Origin of the sequence: Oribacterium sp. oral taxon 102, from assembly GCF_013394775.1 — a bacterium.
Lineage (GTDB): Bacteria > Bacillota > Clostridia > Lachnospirales > Lachnospiraceae > Oribacterium.
This window is the reverse complement of record NZ_JABXYT010000001.1, coordinates 499,259-519,838: the sequence shown is the minus strand read 5'-3', so window position 1 is coordinate 519,838 and position 20,580 is coordinate 499,259. Positions and strand designations below refer to the sequence as shown.

Below are 20,580 nucleotides of genomic sequence, written 5' to 3'. Positions count from 1 at the left end.
GCGATTTGCCCAAAGCAGGAGATCCATCATCCCCTGCCTGCTTCTTTCCTGCTCCCTGCAGACATACGGCCGCGCGATTTTCCAGGATGCTTCTCCCCTTCCTCATTTTTCGGTCCATAGTCGTACGTCCCGTATTTTTTGTAATATCCGTAATAGTTCCCGTAGTAGCTTCCCTTATCCATCTTCACGCGGTTTAAAATCACACCGAGGAAACGGACACCTGTGCGATCCAGCTGCGCCTTTACCCGCGAGAACAGCCGCTTCGTCGTCACCTCACTCTCTACGACCAGTGCCGCGCCGTCTGCATAGCGGGACAGGATCGCCGCGTCGATGACAGAGCCAAGCGGAGGAGAGTCAATGATGACAAAATCATAGTTCTGCTCTTCGATATAGCGGAACAGCTTCCCACACATCTCGTCCTCAAACAGCTCTGTCGGGGAGGGAGAATAGGGACCGGGCAGAATCACATCCAGATTCTCGACATTTGTCGTATAGATTCCATCCTCCAGACTTCCCTGCCCGGAAAGGAGCTGAGAAAGCCCGATCGTCTCTCTGTGAATCTGATGACGGACCGTAAACATGGATTTTCGGATATCTGCATCCAACAAGAGGGTGCGTCTGCCGCTCTCCGCAAACGCTCTCGCCAGCGCCAGGGACAGCGTGCTCTTTCCCTCGTTCGGCGCCGTGCTGCTGAGAAGAATCCTGCGGACATTGGAGCCGGAGAGCAGAATATTGGTCCGCAATGTCTTGATCGCCTCTATATAGCGAAAATCATCCGCCTCTGAAAGAGCCTGAAGCTGCAATACTGTCTGATTCATCCCTTATCCTTTCCTGTCTTCGCTTTCCCCTTTCCAGGCGCGGCCTTTTCCGGGATGACCGCAAGCACCGGAAGCCTCAGACTGTTCTGAATATCGTCCTCTGTCTTGATCGTATCATCCAGTATCGTCTTCAGTGAAACATATGCCACCACCGCACACGCAGAGACCAGCATCGCCAGCAGCACATCCATCCGGGTCTTCGGAGAGGTTTTTGTATGCGAAATCTCGCCCTTTTCGATGATTTTGGGAGGATTCTGCTCCATGATATCCGCGATATAATCCGACGCGCATTCCGCAACCGTATCCGCGATCTGCTTCGCCATTTCCGCACTGGAATCCGTTACGCTGATATTCAGGATCCGGGTATCGGAGGGATTTTCAAGACGAATCATGTTCCGAAGCTCTGTATAATCCATAGGAAGCTGCAATGCTTCAATCACCTTTTCCATGACCGTACGGCTGGTCACCAGCACCCTGTAGTCCTTCGTGAGCTGGGCGCCGATCTGCAGATCCGCGAGAGAGGTCAATGTCGTCTCCTTCGACATGATATACAGCATACTGGTCGAGGTGTACATCGGCGTCAGGACGAAGCGGCTTACGAAAAAGCTGAGACCTCCGCCAAGCAGCGCCGCCAGCAGCACATACAGAATCCTTTTCCGTATCGCAAAGAAAAGCTCCCGCAGATCAATCTCCAGCTCCTCTTCCTCCAGAAGCGGCTCCAGCCTGCCTTCTCTGACTGCTGCCCCCTTGGTTTCCTGCATAATATCCCCCAATTCTTCCCTGCTTTCCTTTTTTAAAGCGTCTCTTCTCCCTGATGCAGCCGTTCCCGGAAAAATCAGAGAAAGTCCTCATCCCGTTTCATCCGTTCGGCATTTTCCGTAAGCAACGCCTCTGCATTGCCGCAGTGCTTCCGAATCCAGCGCACGGCTCTCCCAAGTTCCGGCGGCCGGGTGTCAATCCGGTGCATATCCGTCCCCAGGAACTGGGCTTGTCCGCTTCGCAGCGCCTCTTCTATAAATCTCGTCTCCCTGCGCAGGAAAAAGCCGCCGACCGGAGCTGTACTGAGCTGGATATACGCACCGGATGCCCGCAGTCCCTCCAGCCCCTTTCCATTCCCTGCTTCATACAGCGCAGAAAAACGCTCTGCATGTGCAATCACAGGATAATAGCCTGCATATCGCAGCTTTCGGACTGCCCGAAGCATGGCGGCATAACTTTCCCGCGGGTAAAATTCGATCAGAACAAAATGTGAGCCCATCAGCGTCAGGATCCTGCGCTGCAGAAGATGCTCCACGATGCTGTCAAAGTACAGAACCTCATTCCCCGAGAAGAGCTGAAAGTCCGGCGGAAATACTGTCTGCTTTTCCCCTCTCCGTGCCTCGTCCTGTACCACCGCCTGCCGCAGCTCTGCAAGCTTCGCGCAGACTGCCCCTGGGTCTGTCGGCCTTTCTACAGAATAATGCGGCGTCGCAATCACACTGCTCTCTCCCTGCTCGGCTGCCCTTCGGAGCAGCTGCAGGCTTTCCTCCATGCTTCTCGCTCCGTCGTCGAGCCCCGGCAGAATATGCGAATGAATGTCAAACATTTTCCTACCTTAAAGCCAGAAAAAGAGCTGCCGCTGCGGCAGCCCCCTCCTGCATTGAAACAAATGCTTACTTAATCCATGCGCCATTCGCATCTACACGATATCCATCCGGCGTGATCCTGTCCAGATAACAGGAGCCGACAGGCTGATTCGTCGACACAGAAGCGGAAAAATAGTACCATACCCCATTGATCTGCTTCCAGCCCTGTACCATGTTGCCGTCCGCGTCAAGGTAATACCACTGGTGCTTCGATACAATCCAGCTTCCCTTCCAGTCCGATCCGTCGGACTTCTTAAAGCGCCATGTATTTCCCTCCAGCTTCCATGCACCCTCTGTCTCTGCACGGCTCGTCGTACTGCTTCCGGCACCGCTGCTTACCGTCGCCACGCTTGACTTGCCGACAGCGGAGCTGCCCCCCCTGCCCTTGCTGGGACTGTTAGCCGCAAGCGCGGTCATGCTCATGGAAAGAATCATCGCGCCTGCCAGCACCATTGTTCCAATCTTCCGCACCATTTCCCGTCTCCTCCTTTATACTCCTGCCATATCCCTCTTTAATAACGATTATAGTTTAATTTATTTTACAAATAAATCAAGCCTTTTTTCTGAAAAATGTATCCAGAACAAGCCGGTTCACGCCCTCATTGTCTGTATAAAACTCTTCATAAAAATGAGAGGTATTGACTTCCCCCGGCAGCATGCGGAAGTCTTCCGTACCGATTTCCTGATTAAGCAGGATATCCATGGCGATCCGGAGATACTCTCCCTTCGACATATCTGTAATCATATGCTCCTGCATCGAATCGAACAGCTCCACAAGGATCCGGTCATTCTTTTTGTATTCCTGAAGCGCCTGACGCTCAAATGCCGTCACATACTGCTTCTGACGCTCCATGCGCTCCTCTGCGGTCTTCGGCTTCGTAATATCTCTTGCACGCACGAATTTCTCCGCAAGCTCCCCCTCCAGATGCACACTCCGCCCTCTCACAAAGGCAGGATCAAACTGTATCAAATCATCCGAAGCGATCTCCACCGTCACGCCGCCGATCAGATCATTCAAATGGCGGATCATCTCCAGAGACACTGCCATGTATCCATCCATTTTCAAACCATTCAGCAGTGTACAGACCGCATCCTCCATATATTCACAGCTCCTCCGGCTTCCATCTCCATAGGCGAACGCCAGTGTAATCTGATGAATTTCCGTTCCGGTATACTGATGCCTTTCATCCGTTATATGAATCGGAACCATGCTGTCCCGCGGAATCTGCAGCAGCTTCACACGATGATTTGCACTGTCATAGGCCAACACGAGGATGCCGTCGGCATTTCCCTCCTCCATGTACCCTTGCTCCTGCTCAAGACTCCCCTCGCGGTCGATTCCAATGAGAAGATATGCCTTCACCGCCGTATTTCTCCGATAGCTTTCCCCCTGATAGGAAAGCTCGGAGGCATTAAACAAAAGCTGCGCGCTTCCATCTGCCGGATTCTCGCCCGTCTGCTCCTCGCTGCTCTTTTCCTCGCCCGCACTTCCCGGTTCCTGCACTGCGTATTTCACCTCTGCCGCCTGCCGCTCCCGGTAAAGCCGCCTGCCAAAAATAGCACCTGCCACGCCGAAAAAAATCAAAAACACGATTCCATAAATGAATCGTGCATTCCTCTTCGTCCTCATCTTTCCCTTTCCGCCGCCCCCCCTATCACAGTATGTCCGAAGCCCCGCAAGGCTCCTCATTCTGTAATATGCTGAAGCCTCTCCGGCAGGCTGCTCGTCCCAGCCGTCATTTCGCGGCATCAGCAGTGTAAGAAAGTTCGATAAAGCGGATTGCGGATATCTGTCAACGCTTCAGAAGATACCCCGCTGCCTCTCTGCCTGCCTGCGCACCATTCTCCGCGGCTTCATCGGCGAGACTGCATTTCTCAATCAGGTCTCCGGCAGTCTGGAAATAGATCGGCGCACCCTCCCTTTTCAGCTCTGACACAAAGGCGGGCAGGCTCTCTCTGAGTGCCGCATTATCGCCGGATGCGAGAATCAGCCCCCGGCAGTGCATCTCCAGCGGGAGCCCCTCCTCGTCCTCCAGCTTCAGAAGGAAGCCCTCCTGATCGCTGTCAATATCCAGGAGCTCTATCCCACAGCGGAGCGGAACCTCATAGTCGGAAAGAAAGCGCAGGAAACGATCCCGAAACGCTTCATTGCCGATCGCTGTGCCGAAGATCCGAATGCCGCTCTTCTTGTTCTTCTCCCGGAGCAGTCGTCCTCCCGGCTGATAATCCTTCTCAATGAGGACAAGATCCCGGATGCCGCTGTCGCTGGCCGCCGCAGCGGCAGCCATCCCCGCCGCACCGGCGCCTACCACCAAAAGCTCATGGTACTCAGGAATATTCACACATTCTCTCCTGTCAGCTCGTATGTGCGTCGCTCATCATAAACTCTACGACGCGCTTCATATCCTGCGGCTCATGCACGATCAGCTCCAGCTCCTTGATATAAGCGGTATCCAGCATCTTCGACATCATCAGCATCTGGCTCAGCTTCGACTTCAGGTTGATGCGGTCTCCCTCCCTGGACACCAGCTCTACCAATCCCTCGCAGGAATTCAGTACATTGAAGAGACCCTCTACATTATTTACATTCTCGATTTTCATAACACATTCCTTTCCTTCACTGCCTCATTCTGACCTTGACAGTTATAGTATACCTTCACATAGAGTCAAGCATAGCAAAGTCTCCTCAAAAATCAAGTCCTGTTGAGAAAAAAAACGGCTTGTGCTACACTAGGCGGTAGCTTCAACGCATCTTTTTTTCGGAATAATAAAGAGGAGAATCCCATGAAAATCGTGATTGGCAATGACCATGCAGCTGTAGAAATGAAGCAGGAGATCATGCAGTATCTTCTGGGCAAGGGGATAGAAGTTCTCAATGTCGGCACAGACAGCCGTGAGAGCTATGATTACCCGAGGGCAGGCTTTCAGGTCGCCCGTGCAGTAGCTGCCAAAGAGGCGGACTGCGGCATCGCGATCTGCGGCACCGGGATCGGCATTTCCCTCGCTGCGAACAAGGTTCAGGGCATCCGTGCTTTCGCATGCAGTGAGCCCTACTCCGCTGAGATGGCGAAGCGTCACAATGATGCCAATGTCCTATGCTTCGGCGCCAGAGTCGTGGGAATCGAGCTCGCGAAGAAGATCGTCGATGCCTACCTCGATGCGAAATTCGAGGGCGGCCGCCACCAGCGCCGTGTCGATCTCATTATGGATATCGAAAGGAACGGCGGACTCTCTCCGGAGAGCTGACGGCTCCGCCGCCGGGAGAGCCCTTCCCCGCTTACGCTTCCGCGGAAATCCCGGCGATCAGCGCCTCCGCTTCTGCCTTTTTCGTATTTTCTACCCCGTTTTCAAAGGAGACCGCATAGCTGTAGTCCTCCTCCGTCCAGCTCAGCAGATAGATCCGCTCCGCCGATCCCCTGACACGGACGCTTCGCCCCCCGAACTGCTCCGTGAAATCCCTTTCATAGAAATTATAATCTCCGCTGATATCCGCGTTCTCCGCTTTCTCGACCCGGATGCGGAGCCCCTCCTCGCCGGAGGCATCCCGGTAAATGAGCTCTATCATATTTCCGGCTCCGTCGCCCTCCCCCAGGAGAACCGAGAAGTCCTGCACAGTATATGCTGCATAGCTCTCCGGGGCAGCGACACGGAAGCCGGCAGCCGTTTCTGCCTCCGAAAGCGTCCGGAAGGATTGGAAGGGGTTCGGGCTCTGCACGCTCTCCGCACCTGCCGCGTCTGCGTCCTCCTTCTGCGAAGCAGCTGTCGCTTCCTCGGAAATGCCGTAGGGTACCGCCTCCGAAACAGCGCTGCCTGTCAGCCCGCTTCTCCACCTCCCGTAGATGCCTCCCCCGAGGACGAGCAGCACGCAGGCCGCTGCAACCGCCGCCCCGTTCTGCCGAAATGGCTTCCGCTTCCTGCGTCCTGCCATAGGGATCACCTTCTCTTCCATTCCCTCTGCCGCTTCCTCGATATATTTCTCCTCCACCTCATTCATTGCGTTCAAGATATCCCTCGCGTTCATACTGTGATTTCCTCCTTTTCCAAGAGTGTCCGAAGCCGCTTCCTCGCCCGAAGCAGACTCATTTTCACCTTACTCTCCGTATAGCCCAGCTCCTCCGCGATCTCCCTCACAGGACAGAGATACCAGTAACGGCGCAGGAAGATCCTCCGGCTCGTTTCCTCCTCCTGTGCGAGGAAGCGGTTCAGACAGTCCGTAAGCAGCATTCGATCCGGCAGCCGCTCCAGCTCGGAGGCTCTGCCGATGCAGTCCGAAAGCTCATCCAACGCCAGCGGAAGCTCTCCGCCGCCCCGCTTCTCTGCACGCAGAAATTCATAGCGGTTCAACGCGAGATTCCGGCAGAGCTTCCCCAGAAAGGCACGGAACAACGAGGGACGGTGCGGCGGGATGCTGTCCCATGCACGCAGCCAGGTGTCGTTCACACATTCCTCCGAATCCTCTTCACTATACAATATGTTTTTCGCGATCCTGTGGCAGTACCTGCCGTAATGCCGTGCGCTTTCCTCGATTGCGCGCTCCTCGCGGTTCCAATAGAGCTCCACGATAGCCTCATCCGTCATCTTCATTCCCTCCTGACTGTATTCACAGAAAAAGACCGCTCTTCGTCACTTATCTTTTATTCTGCTCCATACTTCCGCCGCGTATTGATTTATATTATAGTCGATTTCTCTTCATCCTGACAGTCTCCTGCATGAATGGCATAGCTTTTTCGCAGGGTTTTTCTCTTTATTCCGCTTGAAGTATTCTCCGAGGTTATGATAAAATGCCGGATAAATACCAGCATACCGGCTGGAAGAAATTCTATCTGATCTTCGGTATGTACGACGAGTCCTTCTCCATCAATTGCAGCGCAGATATTCCGAAGGGGGATGGACAAGGGCCGGTTCATGTTTTTCGTGAATCTCCCGAATCAGCTCTACCGGGTGGCAGCGCCGCCAGAAGGCATCTGCCTACCTGAGCTATTACCTATTTTCCGGTACCGTGAAACAATTACAAAAAGGAAGAAAAAAGGAAAGAAAATGAATCCAGACTCCACAGAAAAAAGAATCGTCCTCGCCTCACAGTCCCCACGGCGAATCCAGCTGCTTCGAATAATCGGAATCGATGCAGAGGTGATGCCCAGCGGCATTCCGAAGCAGATCCGCTCCGAGAAACCGGAGGCAGTCGTTTCTGCACTTTCCGAAGAAAAGGCAAGGGATGTCGCCGCGCGCTGCCCGGGGCGGCTCGTGATCGCCGCCGATACGGTCGTTTCCATCGACGGGCAGATCCTCGGAAAGCCGAAAAGCCCCGAGGAGGCGTGCGCCATGCTCCGCCGCCTGTCCGGACGGACACATCAGGTATACACCGGCGTGACGCTGCTCTCCGGCGAAAAGGAGGAGCGCTTTGTCGAGAAGACCGAGGTAACGTTTCAGGTGCTCACGGACGAGGAAATCCGCACCTACGTTCGCTCCGGAGATCCGATGGACAAAGCGGGCGCCTACGGGATTCAGGGCAGCTTCGCGAAGCATGTCCGCGGGATATCCGGCGACTATTACAATGTCGTCGGACTTCCGCTCGCGCGTCTCTATGACGCGCTGAAGCGCTTTTAGAGGCTCTGGAACTTCATGCAATCAAAAGGGGCTGTTGTCGGGATTCCTGATGCATTGTATGGAGAAGCCCCGGCAGCAGCAATTGTCTTCATATATTTTTTAGAAACGTTAGATTTCTTTTAGAAACAAGACATAGATTGGACACAAAACAAAGCTATTATAAAAATAGTTACAGAAATGTAGCTTGAAATAGTTTTCATACTCATACTCCGGAGCCGGAATGCTCCGGAGCCCCCTTCTTAATTGATTCATAGAGCTTCCCGGTTTATCCCCCCTTCCCCGTGAAGTTCTGACTATATCATAAGCTTGAAAGCCCCCGGCGGATTCCGTCGGGGGTCTTTTCGCTGCACGGTATCCTTTTCTGCCCGCGGTCACTGGGCATTCCCATTCTCCGGATGCAGTCCGCATTCCTCCGCCAGTGCACGAAATGCCGGCAGGGAGCGCTCGATCCGCTCGTAGGGCACGCAGTAAGCGAGCCGCACGAAGCCCGGCAGCCCGAAGCCGTCGGTCGGTACCAGAAGAATATGATGCTTCTCCGCCCTTTCCGCAAATGCCGCCGCGTCTCCGTCCGGCACACGAATGCAGAGATAGAAGGCGCCCTCCGGGCGGACACAATCGTATCCCATCGCGCAGAGCTCCGTATAGATCAGCTTCCGATTCCGATCATAGAAGGCGAGGTCCGCCTTCACTTCCAGACATTCGCCGATAACGAGCTGGAAGAGCGACGGCGCATTGACGAAGCCGAGACAGCGGTTCGCAAGGACAAGCGCCGCTCTGAGCTCCGCACAACAGTCTGCGTCAGGGCGGATCGCGAGGTAGCCGATCCGCTCCCCGGGGAGCGAGAGCGTTTTCGAAAACGAATAAAGATAGATGGCATTCCGGAAAAATGCCGGTACATAGGGCAGCTCCCTGCCATCGTATACGAGCTCCCGGTAGGGCTCGTCACAGAGCAGCCAGATCGGATGTCCTGCCCGCTGCTCCGCGCGCTGAAGCATCTCCCCGAGACAGCGGAGCGTCTCCTCCGTATATACCGCCCCGGACGGATTGTTCGGATTGTTCAGAATGACCGCCTTCGTCCTCTCCCCGATCCGCTGCTCCGCCGCCTCGATATCCAGCTGGAAATGATGGGTATCCGCGGGGACGACCCGCAGGATACCGCCGTAATTTGTCGTATAGCTGCGGTACTCGGAGAAGAAGGGAGCGAAGCAGAGCACCTCGTCGCCCGGATCCAGCAGTGCACGGAGGACGATATTGAGCCCGCCCGCAGCCCCCGCCGTCATAACGATCTCCTCTTTTCCGTAGTGCATGCCGAAGCGTGCATTCAGATGCTGCGCTACCCTCTCGCGCACATCCCCGTATCCCGCATTGTTCATATACCCATGCACATATTTCGGATCCTGATTCTCCAGAATGCTGAAAACGGCGTTCTTCACTTCATAAGGTACCGGAGATGCCGGATTCCCGAGGCTGAAATCGTAGACATTTTCCGCGCCGTAGCATGCAGCAAGCTCCTGCCCCCTTTCAAACATCTTTCGGATCACCGACGCGCCTGCCGAAAGCGCCTCCATACTCTTCGAAATCACCATAGTTTCCTCCAAATCTCCGCAATGAATTTTCTCATTTCGCGTTCTTTTCGTTCTCCTCGCTCTTTTTCTTCTTTCCCTGCCGTCGGAGCGCCGCCGCCTTCAGAAGCCCGAAGCCCGGATTTTTCGAGACCGCATCCGGATTATTGCGAAGCATCGTCTTCGTCCACCAGCTCATGTACCCGACATTATCATCCCCTCCATCCAGCAGCACATTGAGGCGGCGCTCCATTCCGCGTATCCGCTCCTCCGCCGCACTCGCACCGCTGCGGACAGCGCGCAGGGTCTCCTTCACGGCGGCCTTCGCTACTGCGACATTTCCCTCGTTTTTCCGCACATCCTGCATTGCCTCGAATCCGGCGTCAATTTCCCTCTTCGCATCCTCCAGCCGGCTGTAGGCATCCTGAATGGAGCTCCTGAGACGCTGAATCTCCTCCGAATTTTCCGCGAGGGACTGCAGCCGCTTCTTCAGATCCATTGCAGAAATCGCGGAAAGGATGATGTCCTCGATAAAGAGAGTGTAGAGCATGGTATTGATGACAATGAAGGTCAGATAACTCCAATTCTGCGAAATGCTCTCCACGACCGGATGAACATAGTCCATGATAAGAAGCGCGAGAAAGCCCCATGAAAGAGAGGCATAGAGGCAGATATAGCCATGGAAATTGAAGGCATTCTGCGAATAATCCCACCAACGCATTCCGAAGAGCTTCTCCATCGTCCAGCCGGTCAGGAGCTCCAGCGCGCTGCCGCCGAATGCACCGATCAGAAACACCGCGAGGTGATTCGTGCGGAAGGGCCCCGCGAGCAGCACCAGAAGCGTCGCGCCGCTGCCATAGATCGGGATCCACGGTCCGTGACAAAAGCCGCGGTTCTGCAGATGTCCGGATTTCAGTGAGCAATACGCCGACTCAAAGAACCATCCGAAGATGCAGTAGGCAATGAAAATAACCGCCCATTGCAGAAAGGTATATTGTCCTATATAGTACATAGCGTACATCCCCCATATCTCCGTTTGACATGGCTCCTCCGATTTTTTGATCAGGGAATCATCAGAAAAGGGCGACTGCCGGGGCAAACGGCAACCGCCCTTCCTTCTTCCGCCGCAAAGCTCAGGCGAAGAGCGGCTTCATACTCTCCGCAAGCTCCGCCTGCTCCTGCTCCGCAGCAGCCAAATCTCTGCCAAGCGTCGTGTAATAGCACTTGATCTTCGGCTCTGTTCCGGACGGACGGACAACGACGGTCGCCCCGTCCTCCAGTCCATAGATCAGAACATTTGCCTTCGGCAGCCCGGTCTCCTCCGGCCTCGTATAATCAGTCACCTTCACGACGCGGCGTCCGCCGATCTCCGTCGGCACCTCCGCACGGAGCTTCGCCATGATGCCCGACATCCTGTCCATCCCGGAAAGCCCCGGAAACTCGAAGCTGTCCACCTTGTTCAGATATCTGCCGTACTGCCGGTAGATCTCCTCCAGCCGCTCCTTGATGGAGGAGCCGACGGAACGGTAATATGCCGCCATCTCACAGATCAGCATGGAGCTGACCACAGCATCCTTGTCCCGTACATAAGGACCGGCCAGGTAACCATAGCTCTCCTCGAAGCCAAAGAGGAAGCGATCCGCCTCTCCCGCCGCCTCCAGCTGCGCAATCTGATCCCCGATCCACTTGAAGCCCGTCAGCGTATGACGGAGCTCCACACCGTAATGCTCTGCCACCTTGTCCGCGAGCGGCGTCGAAACGATAGACATCACCGCCACCGGGCGCTCCGGCATCATTCCCTTCTCGATCCGTCCCGCCGCGATATAATCGAGGAGCAGCACGCCCATCTCATTGCCGGAAACCAGCTCGTAGCTGCCGTCTGCGCACTTCATCGCGATCCCTACGCGATCCGCATCCGGATCGGTCGCAAGCATCAGATCGGCACCGGTCTGCTCCGCGAGCCGCAGTCCCTTCTCCAGCGCGGCATAAATCTCCGGATTCGGATAGGAGCAGGTCGTAAAGTAGCCGTTGGGATACTCCTGCTCCGGTACGATCGTAATATCGGTAATCCCGATATCACGAAGCACCCTCGTCACCGGCACGAGTCCGGTTCCGTTCAGCGGGGAATACACGAGCCGCAGCCCCGCCGTCCGGCAGAGCCCCGGACGCACCTGCCGCTCCTCTACTGCCTGATAAAAGGCTTCCTTGCAGTCGTCCCCGACGAACTGGATCAGTCCCCTCTCCACGCCCTCCGCGAAGCTCATAAAGCGCGCGCCGGTCAGGACATCCGTTTTCTGAATGGAGGCATAGACCACAGCGGCGGCATCATCCGTCATCTGGCAGCCGTCCGGCCCATACGCCTTATAGCCGTTGTACTGCGCCGGATTGTGACTCGCCGTCACCATGATGCCGGCATTGCAGCCGTAGTAGCGCGTCGCGAAGGACAGCGCCGGTACCGGCATCAGCTCGTCATAGATCCGCACCCGGATGCCGTTTGCCGCGAGCACAGAGGCGGCATCCCGGGCGAAGCGCCAGCCCTTCAGGCGGGAATCGTAGCTGACCGCCACGGTCTGGCTGCCGCCCTGCGTCTTCACCCAATCCGCTACGCCCTGCGTCGCCTGTCGGACTACCCAGATATTCATGCGGTTTGTCCCTGCACCGAGCGTACCGCGAAGACCTGCCGTTCCGAAGCTGAGTGCTACAGAGAAGCGCTCTTTGATCTCCTCCTCCGCGCCTTCAATGTCCCGGAGCTCCTTCTGCAGGTCGAAGTCCAAAAGCTCCGCCGCCCTCCAACGCTGATATTCGTCCTGATACATGAATGCCGTCCTTTCCTGCGCACTGCCGCCGACCTGTGAAAGTATCACAAATTTATGCCCTTAGTTTACCCTATCCTCACAGAAGCGTCAAGAAAAGCCTTCGCAGCAGCGTCTCTCTGCGGTTCCGCTCCGGATCCTCCAGAACATAATCCAAAAGCATATGGAGCATCTCCCCGAGCTTCGGCCCGCTCTCTATGCCTTGCTCCATCAGGTCCCGCCCGTTCACGGCAAGTCCGGCAATGCTGAGGCAGTCGCCTCTGCTTAATATCTCTTCGATCTGTTTCTCTGCCTGCCGGATCTTCCGAAGCCGCTCCCGCCGTGTGTCTCGAGAGCGCACGGCATCCGAAGCCGCCGGCGCAGGCACTGTTTCTCCGCCCTCGGCGGTCTCCGGAAGCACTTCACAGCGCCCCGGAGCAGCGCAGTCCTCTGCCAAAAGCAGCGCTTCCTCCATTCGAAGCCAGTCAGAAAGCAGCTCCGATCCATACTCCGACAGCAGGCTCCGGCATCGATACGCTGTTTCCGGAAGCGCTGTCCCATGCAGCTCTGCAATGCTCCGCCCCAGCCGGATGGTCTCATTGTCCAGCTTCAGCTCCCGAAGGATCTGCCCCGCCTGCTCCGGCACATTCCGAAGGAGCATCCCGTAGCGGAGATACTTCTTTCGAGGCGCACTGTCCGGCATCGCCGGATACGCGGCATCCGCCAGCAGCGGAAAATGCGGGGTAATATACGGGGCAAGTCCCGTCTCGAATATCCTTTGGTAATGCTCCGGATGCTCCGAGAGAAGCAGCTTCGAAAGCTCCGCCTGTATCCTCTCCTTCGAAATCTTCCGGAGATTCGGGGCAAGTGCCTTCACGGCAAGCTTCGTTTCCTCCTCGATCTTGAAGGAAAGCTGTGCCGAAAAGCGGAGCGCACGGAGCATCCGGAGCGCATCCTCCGTGAAGCGCTGCTCCGCTATGCCGACGGCGCGGATCTGCCGGGCGGAGAGATCCCGCAGCCCGCCGAAGTCATCTACGAGTCCTGCCCTTTGATTATATGCCATCGCATTGATCGTGAAGTCTCTGCGGGCGAGATCTTCATGGAGAGAGGGAGTGAAGGCAACTGTAGACGGGTGCCGCCCGTCCAGATAGATGCCGTCGAGCCGATAGGTCGTCACCTCGTAGCCTCTCTCCCCGCGGAGGATCGTATCCGCTCCGCTCATCAGCACCGTCACCGTACCGTGCTGTATGCCGGTATCGATCGTGCGCCGGAAGAGCTGCTTCACCTCAGCCGGCAGCGCTGAGGTCGTAATATCCCAATCATCCGGCAGCCGCCCCAGCAGACTGTCCCGGACGCAGCCGCCGACCGCATACGCCTCGAAGCCCGCATTCTCCAGTCTCGCAATGATTTTTTCAACAGCAATCGGGAGCCGCACAGACTCAGCCCTCAAGTGACACCCCCGCCGGGAACGGGATATTCTCTCCTGCCGAAATCACAGTATCCTGATAAACCGTATCCCCGCGACTGATGCGGTACTGGATATCATAGCTGTCATAGACCGAGCCGAAGCTATCCTCCGTCGGACCGGTATAACGGCTGTCCTGCACGATCGCTTCCTCAGAGATGCTCTGCAGAAGCAGCGACATGAAGATGTCCAGCGCTTCGTCAGAGACCTCCTCTACGCAGTCCATGCTGATCCGGATCGTCTTCGGCGCATCGTTGGAGCCGCTGATATCCATATTTTTAATGAAACCGTACGCCTCATTGTCCGAATACCGCTCCACGATGTCATTATGAATCTGGTCGAAGTCCAGCACCTGCGGCGCATCCGCTGCGATCGTCGCTCTCGGATCCTGCACCTGCGCCTGATAGCGCGGCTTGCAGGCGGCAAGCAGCGTCAGGCAGAGCAGCAGCACTGCTGCCAGTGAACTCCATCTCTTCCCAAGCTTCATTTCATTCCTCCTTATCGGGTCATGTCCCGTCCCTCTCTGAGAAAGCGCTGATTTTTTTCTGATTCATGTGCCATGGGCGTTCCCTTCCCGCCAATGCAGGCGATGCAGCGCACCCTCTCTCCTGAGTCCGCCGAAGTTATTCTGCCGGAGCGCCTCATAGAGGAGAACGGAAACGGAATTCGAGAGATTCAGCGAGCGGATGTCTCCGTACATCGGGATACGGATGCAGCTCTCCGGATGCTCCGCGAGGATCTCCTCCGGGATTCCGGCAGACTCCTTCCCGAACATGATGTAGTCGTCCATTCCGAAGCAGACCTCACTGTAAATCTGCCGCGCCTTCGTCGTAGCGAACCAGAGACGCGGAGCATCGTCCTCTGTGCACATCTTCGCATGCGAGCCGAGACAGAGCTCCGAATGCTGTCTCCGAAAGTCTGTATAGTCCCTGTACTCGAAGAGCCGAAGCTTTTCCCAGTAGTCCATCCCCGCCCGCTTCAGATTCCTGTCATTCAGAAGGAAGCCGTAGGGACGAATCAGATGCAGCACCGTCCCTGTCGCCACACAGGTTCGCCCGATCGCACCGGTATTGAAGGGAATCTCCGGCTCATGCAGTACGATGTTCATCAGCGCTCACCCTCATACTTCCTGTCCTGCTTCGGCTCCGCGAAACGTCCCTCGTCCGTATAGCCCGGCAGATGCCCAACCGCCTGATGCTTCACAGTCCGATATTCATCATCGGATCTCCAATACGGACAATGCGTATACCGATCCAAAGAAAGCCGCGCCCTGTCGTCCTCATCCATATATGCCTCGCAGAGCCAGTCGTCCAGCTCCGAATCATAGCTGTAATTGCCGCAGAGCTCACATTCCGTCATCTCAGCTCCTCCATGTTTCCGGATCGTGCTCCCTGCTCGGGCAGAGCTCCGACAGATAGCATTCTCCGCACTTCGGTCTCTGCGAGGTGCAGATCGCACGCCCCAGCGAAATGATGTGCGTGTTCCAGCGAACCCAGTATTCCTTCGGCAGCACCTCCTGAAGCTGGAACTCCACCTTCGTCGGATCGGCAGAATCCGCCAGACCGAGCCGGTTCGAGATCCGCTTTACATGGGTATCCACCACGATAGAGGGCTTGCCGTAAATGTTGCCGAGGATCAGGTTTCCCGTCTTCCTGCCGACGCCCGGAAGGGAGGTCAGCTCCTCTATCGTCTGCGGCACCGTGCCGTGGAAGCGCTGAAGCAGCTCTCCCGCACACGCCTTGATGTTCTTCGCCTTATTGTGATAGAAGCCGGTGGACTTGATGTCCTGCTCCAGCTCCGAAAGCTGACAGTCCGCGAAATCCTGCAGGCTCCGGTACTTCCGGTACAGCTGCTCTGTCACCATATTGACGCGGGCGTCCGTACACTGCGCACTCAATATCGTCGCGAACAGAAGCTGCCATGCATTCTGATGCTGAAGAAAGATCGGCGGCTCTGCGCCGTAGCGACTGTCCATGCGGCGCATGATTTCATGCACCCTCTCTGTCCGCGCTTTCGCGCCCTCTCCCTTGATAAACATAGTTCTCCCTTCGTGGGCAGTTATAGAGAAGCAATCGCAAGCGATTGCCTTGAATCGCTCAAAGCCGCGTGGCTCCCCCGAGCTTAGCTCGGGGGCAGTTATAACGTGATCGTGAGGGTTCTGCCGCTTGGCAGATACTGGTAATAGCGCACACCTGCCGCATCCAGCATCCGCTTCGAGGCACGCACCGCCGCAGTGTCCGCATACTTGTCCTCACGATAGATCATGGTCTTCACCCCTGCCTGAATCAGCGCCTTGGCGCACTCATTGCAGGGGAAGAGTGTCACGAAGATCTTCGAGCCCTCTAGGGAGCCGCCGCGGTAGTTCAGGATCGCATTCAGCTCGGCGTGCGTGGTGTAGAAATACTTCGCATTGTATGGATCCTCCTCCACCCGGATCTTCGTCCACGGAAATACATCGTCCGAGCAGCCCTTCGGGAAACCGTTATAGCCCATGGACAGGATCTTGTTGTCCTCAGACACGATGCAGGCGCCGACCTGTGTGCTCGGATCCTTGGAGCGCCGCGCCGATAGCTCCGCCACGCCCATGAAATACTCGTCCCAGCTGATATAATCCTCTCTCTTTCCGCTCTCTCCCATGCTTATTCCTCCTCTGTCAAAAGCTCCTCCCGCATGCCCGAAGCCTTTCGAAGCCGGTTCATCAACGCGAAGCCGACGCCGCGCTCCGGATAGCTCTCCGCGAAAATCTCATCCACTGCATCCGCGTCGAACTCCCGCAGCAGGCGGAAGAGTGTATGCGTCATGGAGAGTGGATCCTCGCGGCTGCCGAGCAGCTTGATGTCCACCTTGATGTTGCCGTAACCGGTACGGTAAAGCTCCTCGGTTTCCCTGCAGCAAAGTATCCCTACCCGGTTGCCTGCCTTCACAGAGATCTCTGTCTCTTCATTGATAAAATCAGCGATCCGCTCATCCTCTCTTACTCTCTCGCTCTCCGCAACACGGAAGTCCTTCTCCCGGAGAAATGCGGTCGTCACCAGCGTCATTTTCGCCTTCGGCGCATAATGCCGGTACTTCATGCCCGGTGCCTTCGGATGCACGCCCTCTCCGACCGAACCTGAAAGAACCGCCGGATCAATCACGACGCTTCTCCCCAGCGCGCTTTCCAGCTCTGCTGCAGTGACCGCACCCGGCCGGAGCAGTGTCGGCGTCTCGCCGCTCAGATCGAGAATGGTGGACTCCACGCCAATGCTCGCTTCTCCGTCATCCAGAATCATTTCAATCCTTCCCTGCAAATCCTCATAGACATGCCGCGCCTCTGTCGGGGAAGGTTTCCCGGAAGTATTCGCGGAGGGCCCCGCAATCGGCAGCCCGCATGCCCGGATAAACTCCAGCGTACATTTATTCTCCGGGCATCTCAGGGCAACGGTGTCCAGTCCGCCGGTCGTCTCATACGGGACGCGCTCCGACTTCGGAAGCACGAGTGTCAGCGGTCCCGGCCAGAAACGGCTCATCAGCCGCCGCGCTGTCTCCGACAGCACAGAAACCAGAGGTTCTGCCTCTTCTGCAGAAGAGACATGGACGATCAGCGGATTATCGGAGGGACGTCCCTTCGCCGCATAGATCCGCCTCGCTACCTCCGGATCCAACGCATTGCCGCCAAGTCCGTATACTGTCTCGGTCGGGAATGCCACCAGACCCCCTCGTTTGATTACCTCTGCCGCCTCTTCTACCCCATCGATTCCCTTAATGATTGTTTCCATGATTCCTTTCCTATTTATTGGTTTAGATTCAAAATATTCCAGAAGCCCTCCGGCTCCTGTCCGAGCTTCCATGCCGCGACACCGCCCAGCTCCGCCGCCCGGATATGACTGAGCTTCAGTCCCATTGACTGCGCCTCCTCCATCCAGATCTGCTTCCGAACACCCTCGTCCTCGATACTGCCGTAATACTGTCCGATCTCATCCTGCCACTCCAGCGTGACGTTCTTCTCCTGCACCCACTGCTGCGCACGCTTCGCACTGAGCGCCTCCGAGCTCAGGCTTCCATCCGCCTTGGTGATCCACACCCGGGTATAGAACGGAACGGCAATGACGATCCGCTCCTTCGGAACCAGCTTCTCGGTCTCGCGGATACCTCTGTCCGTGTAAGAGATAGATGCCACCGAGCCGCCTCCTCCGAACCGGCATAATGCTCATCATAGCACATTATGATCACATAGTCGCAGAATACGCCCAGCTCCTCCAGATCATAGTGGCTGTTGTAGGAGAACGGGACATAGCAGTCAACGGAAAGAATGAGCCCCGCATTCCGGCAGGCGACGGACAGCTCCCGCATGAACTGTACATAATCCTGCCCCAGCTCCGCCGGGATCAGCTCAAAGTCGATATTCAGACCATCAATATCATTCTCCAGCGCATTCTGCACCAACCCGCCGATCAGCTGCCCCCGCAGGGAAAGATCCCGAAGCAGCACGCCCTCGTCGAGCCTGCCGAGGTCGAAATTGTTGACCGTCGCCCAGACCTGATAACCCTTTTCATGCGCCCGCGCCACATAATCCGCGGAGGCATAGCTGATGAAATCCCCCTCGCTGCTGCTCAGCACGAACCAGGTCGGCGCGATCACATTCATCCCCGGCGTATTCTCCGTCAGAGCATCGAGGTTCTCATTCGCCGCGGCATTCATCACCTGCTGGAAGCCGAGCACCACCTTCTGTCCCTCCGGCAGCGACCGGCGCGTATAATCTGCTGCATGGAAGCTGCTCTCCGGCTTCACCTCCCGCGCCTCTCCGAGGCGGCTGCTCCGGAGATAGCCCTGAAAGCCGTCCGGCGTAGAAACCTTCGTCCACTTTTCCAGCTGCTCCAGAATCCGTACCTCCGTTCCCGGCATAAGCTCTGTCAGCACCGGACTCTTCACGCCGCCCTGCACCCTGACCGCTTCCTTCTTCTGTACTGTCGCGCCTGCATAAGCACCCCAGTCGTTGTCCAGGAAGATCCGCTTGTATTCGCCGTCGGTATTCTGCTGATAGCGAAGATCCGTATATTCTTTCACCCAGTCCACATTCAGATAGAGATTTTTTCCCTCTTGAAAAAAAGCATGGCTGCCGTCCGGGAGCAGATCTCCCTCTCCTGTCGCGACCGTCTCCGCAGGGAGGGTATAGAGGAATACTGCGCTGCTCTCCTGCCAGTAGAAGCGGCGGTTCAGCTTCTCCCTGACGAACTCATAGGGCAGATAGACATGATTCTCCTGAAAGCGCCCCACTACGAGATAGGACTTAGAGGTTCTCTGCTTCTCCTCATTCAAATAGACCTGCACATTATTGCCTGCTACGTCGAAATACTCCCCCAGATCTGCCCGCGCCTTCGTCGGCATATATTTCTTTATATAAAGGTAACCGCCGAGACACAGCCCCGAGAGCAGCAAGAGGCAAAGCAGTACCAGGAAGGGCAGCAGCCTGCGCCGTCCTCCCTGTCTCTTCCGGTTTCTTCCCGCATTTCGGTGTCCGGTTCTTTCGCCCTCTGCCATTTTTCCCTCCAAAATTCCTTCTCTCCTCACCGCCTCCTCCAGAAAACAGCGCAGGCACGGCTTCACCGCGGGGCGGATCACCGGCTTCTGCTCAGTTTCTCGGCGAAGCAGTTCACTGGCTTCTGCTCAGCTTCTCCGCCTGATCCGCAGTAATCAGCGGATCAATCAGCAGATCAAGATCCCCGTTCAGCACCTGTTCTATGGAATACAGCGTCAGCTTGATTCGATGGTCAGTCACCCTGCCCTGCGGAAAGTTGTACGTCCGGATTTTCTCCGAACGGTCTCCCGTACCGAGCTGAGAGCGCTTCTCCTGCGCCTCCGCCTCATGCTTCCTCGTATATTCGATTTCATAGAGCCGGGCACGAAGGAGCCGCATTGCCTTCTCTCGGTTCTGCAGCTGCGACCGCTCCTCCTGACACTCCGCCACCAAACCGGTCGGCACATGGATCAGGCGCACTGCGGAGGAGGTCTTGTTGATATGCTGTCCGCCCGCGCCGGAGGCGCGGAAGACCTCCATCCGCACATCCGCCGGATTGATCTCCACATCCACCTCCTCCGCCTCCGGCATGACGGACACCGTCGCCGTAGAGGTGTGAATGCGTCCGCCGCTCTCCGTCTCCGGCACCCGCTGCACACGGTGCACGCCGGACTCGTATTTCAGACGGGAGAAGGCGCCTGTACCGTTCACAATGAAGACAACCTCCTTCAAGCCGCCGAGCCCGGTCTCATTGAAGGAAACCAGCTCTGTCCGCCAGCCCCGCCGGTCTGCATAGCTCTGATACATCCGATAGAGGGATGCGGCAAACAGTGCCGCCTCCTCTCCTCCCGCGCCGCCGCGGATCTCCATCACGATATTCCGTTCGTCATTTTCATCCTTCGGAAGCAGCAGCAGCCGGAGCTCCTGCGTGAGCGCCGCCTGCTGCGCCTTCGCCTCCGAGAGCTCCTCCTTCGCGAGCTCCAGCAGCTCCGGATCCTTCTCCCTCGAAAGCAGGGTCAACGCATCGGTTTCCGATGCCTCGGCACGCCGAAATGCGAGATAGGCACGGTAGACCGGCTCGAGCTCACCCTGCTCCCGAATCAGCTTCCTGTATTTCGCGATGTCCGAAACGACCTCCGGGATGGTGAGGTTCTCCACGATTTCCTCATATCGATGCTTCACATCCTCTAAATTCTCAAACATTTCTGTTTCCC

Annotated in this window: 24 protein-coding genes; 2 read left to right on the top strand and 22 right to left on the bottom strand. The window is 56.5% G+C overall.

Features of this window, described 5'->3' with window-relative positions; translation table 11 throughout:
• Positions 1–26: 26 nt before the first annotated feature.
• From HW273_RS02395 to HW273_RS02365, 7 genes are all read right to left on the bottom strand, one after another.
• The gene (locus tag HW273_RS02395; protein ID WP_179010267.1) at positions 27–818 is read right to left on the bottom strand and encodes a CpsD/CapB family tyrosine-protein kinase; all 792 of its coding nucleotides are present in this window, start codon (positions 816–818) and stop codon (positions 27–29) included.
• A complete protein-coding gene (locus tag HW273_RS02390) occupies positions 815–1,579 on the bottom strand; it encodes a YveK family protein (protein ID WP_179010266.1) in 765 nt (254 codons plus the stop codon). The genes HW273_RS02395 and HW273_RS02390 overlap by 4 nt, the downstream gene beginning before the upstream one ends.
• 74 nt (positions 1,580–1,653) lie before the next feature.
• Positions 1,654–2,403, bottom strand: coding sequence for a CpsB/CapC family capsule biosynthesis tyrosine phosphatase (locus tag HW273_RS02385; RefSeq protein ID WP_179010265.1), 750 nt, complete (start codon positions 2,401–2,403; stop codon positions 1,654–1,656).
• A 67-nt stretch (positions 2,404–2,470) separates the two neighbouring features.
• Entirely contained in the window at positions 2,471–2,917 is a 447-nt protein-coding gene (locus HW273_RS11665; RefSeq protein WP_179010264.1) for a choline-binding protein, read from the bottom strand.
• A gap of 76 nt (positions 2,918–2,993) precedes the next feature.
• Positions 2,994–4,073: an LCP family protein gene (locus tag HW273_RS02375; RefSeq protein WP_179010263.1), complete on the bottom strand. Its 1,080-nt coding sequence runs from the start codon at positions 4,071–4,073 to the stop codon at positions 2,994–2,996.
• Between the two features lie 163 nt (positions 4,074–4,236).
• Positions 4,237–4,785 carry an NAD(P)-binding protein gene (locus HW273_RS02370; RefSeq protein WP_179010262.1) on the bottom strand — a complete coding sequence of 183 codons (549 nt, stop codon included), beginning with the start codon at positions 4,783–4,785 and terminating at the stop codon, positions 4,237–4,239.
• 13 nt (positions 4,786–4,798) lie between these two features.
• Positions 4,799–5,044: a polya polymerase gene (locus tag HW273_RS02365; RefSeq protein ID WP_179010261.1), complete on the bottom strand. Its 246-nt coding sequence runs from the start codon at positions 5,042–5,044 to the stop codon at positions 4,799–4,801.
• A gap of 183 nt (positions 5,045–5,227) precedes the next feature.
• On the opposite strand from HW273_RS02365, the gene rpiB reads away from it, so the two are divergent.
• Positions 5,228–5,689, top strand: a complete 462-nt coding sequence (gene rpiB, locus HW273_RS02360; RefSeq protein WP_179010260.1) for a ribose 5-phosphate isomerase B — start codon at positions 5,228–5,230, stop codon at positions 5,687–5,689.
• A gap of 31 nt (positions 5,690–5,720) precedes the next feature.
• Here rpiB and HW273_RS02355 read toward each other — a convergent pair whose 3' ends face one another.
• Positions 5,721–6,464, bottom strand: coding sequence for a hypothetical protein (locus HW273_RS02355; RefSeq protein WP_179010259.1), 744 nt, complete (start codon positions 6,462–6,464; stop codon positions 5,721–5,723).
• The gene (locus HW273_RS02350) at positions 6,461–7,021 is read right to left on the bottom strand and encodes an RNA polymerase sigma factor (RefSeq protein WP_179010258.1); all 561 of its coding nucleotides are present in this window, start codon (positions 7,019–7,021) and stop codon (positions 6,461–6,463) included. The genes HW273_RS02355 and HW273_RS02350 overlap by 4 nt, the downstream gene beginning before the upstream one ends.
• A gap of 459 nt (positions 7,022–7,480) precedes the next feature.
• Between HW273_RS02350 and HW273_RS02345 the strand changes: the two genes are divergently transcribed.
• Positions 7,481–8,050, top strand: a complete 570-nt coding sequence (locus tag HW273_RS02345; protein ID WP_179010257.1) for a Maf family protein — start codon at positions 7,481–7,483, stop codon at positions 8,048–8,050.
• Positions 8,051–8,421: 371 nt separating this feature from the next.
• Here the strand turns inward: HW273_RS02345 and HW273_RS02340 are convergent, their stop codons facing one another.
• From HW273_RS02340 to prfA, 13 genes are all read right to left on the bottom strand, one after another.
• Positions 8,422–9,636 carry a pyridoxal phosphate-dependent aminotransferase gene (locus tag HW273_RS02340; RefSeq protein ID WP_179010256.1) on the bottom strand — a complete coding sequence of 405 codons (1,215 nt, stop codon included), beginning with the start codon at positions 9,634–9,636 and terminating at the stop codon, positions 8,422–8,424.
• A gap of 31 nt (positions 9,637–9,667) precedes the next feature.
• Positions 9,668–10,624 carry a putative ABC transporter permease gene (locus HW273_RS02335; RefSeq protein WP_207718924.1) on the bottom strand — a complete coding sequence of 319 codons (957 nt, stop codon included), beginning with the start codon at positions 10,622–10,624 and terminating at the stop codon, positions 9,668–9,670.
• Positions 10,625–10,745: 121 nt separating this feature from the next.
• Positions 10,746–12,428: a phospho-sugar mutase gene (locus HW273_RS02330; protein WP_179012389.1), complete on the bottom strand. Its 1,683-nt coding sequence runs from the start codon at positions 12,426–12,428 to the stop codon at positions 10,746–10,748.
• Positions 12,429–12,504: 76 nt separating this feature from the next.
• The gene (locus HW273_RS02325) at positions 12,505–13,854 is read right to left on the bottom strand and encodes a CCA tRNA nucleotidyltransferase (protein ID WP_179010255.1); all 1,350 of its coding nucleotides are present in this window, start codon (positions 13,852–13,854) and stop codon (positions 12,505–12,507) included.
• Positions 13,844–14,356, bottom strand: coding sequence for a hypothetical protein (locus HW273_RS02320; protein ID WP_179010254.1), 513 nt, complete (start codon positions 14,354–14,356; stop codon positions 13,844–13,846). The genes HW273_RS02325 and HW273_RS02320 overlap by 11 nt, the downstream gene beginning before the upstream one ends.
• Before the next feature lie 63 nt (positions 14,357–14,419).
• A complete protein-coding gene (locus tag HW273_RS02315; RefSeq protein ID WP_179010253.1) occupies positions 14,420–14,977 on the bottom strand; it encodes a tRNA (cytidine(34)-2'-O)-methyltransferase in 558 nt (185 codons plus the stop codon).
• Positions 14,977–15,228, bottom strand: coding sequence for a DUF6472 family protein (locus HW273_RS02310; protein ID WP_179010252.1), 252 nt, complete (start codon positions 15,226–15,228; stop codon positions 14,977–14,979). Before HW273_RS02310 ends, HW273_RS02315 begins: the two co-directional genes overlap by 1 nt.
• 1 nt (position 15,229) lies before the next feature.
• Positions 15,230–15,907, bottom strand: a complete 678-nt coding sequence (nth, locus tag HW273_RS02305; protein WP_179010251.1) for an endonuclease III — start codon at positions 15,905–15,907, stop codon at positions 15,230–15,232.
• Positions 15,908–16,005: 98 nt separating this feature from the next.
• Positions 16,006–16,506 (bottom strand): deoxycytidylate deaminase, encoded by a 501-nt coding sequence (locus HW273_RS02300; RefSeq protein WP_179010250.1) that lies wholly within the window; start codon positions 16,504–16,506, stop codon positions 16,006–16,008.
• Positions 16,507–16,508: 2 nt separating this feature from the next.
• Entirely contained in the window at positions 16,509–17,627 is a 1,119-nt protein-coding gene (locus HW273_RS02295; RefSeq protein WP_179010249.1) for an L-threonylcarbamoyladenylate synthase, read from the bottom strand.
• 14 nt (positions 17,628–17,641) lie between these two features.
• Positions 17,642–18,019: a glycosyl hydrolase family 18 protein gene (locus HW273_RS11660; RefSeq protein ID WP_330604026.1), complete on the bottom strand. Its 378-nt coding sequence runs from the start codon at positions 18,017–18,019 to the stop codon at positions 17,642–17,644.
• On the bottom strand, positions 17,902–19,389 hold the full coding sequence (locus HW273_RS11655; protein ID WP_279287543.1) for a glycosyl hydrolase family 18 protein: 1,488 nt from the start codon (positions 19,387–19,389) through the stop codon (positions 17,902–17,904). Before HW273_RS11655 ends, HW273_RS11660 begins: the two co-directional genes overlap by 118 nt.
• Positions 19,390–19,501: 112 nt before the next feature.
• Positions 19,502–20,569 (bottom strand): peptide chain release factor 1, encoded by a 1,068-nt coding sequence (gene prfA / locus HW273_RS02285; RefSeq protein WP_179010248.1) that lies wholly within the window; start codon positions 20,567–20,569, stop codon positions 19,502–19,504.
• Positions 20,570–20,580: the final 11 nt, after the last annotated feature.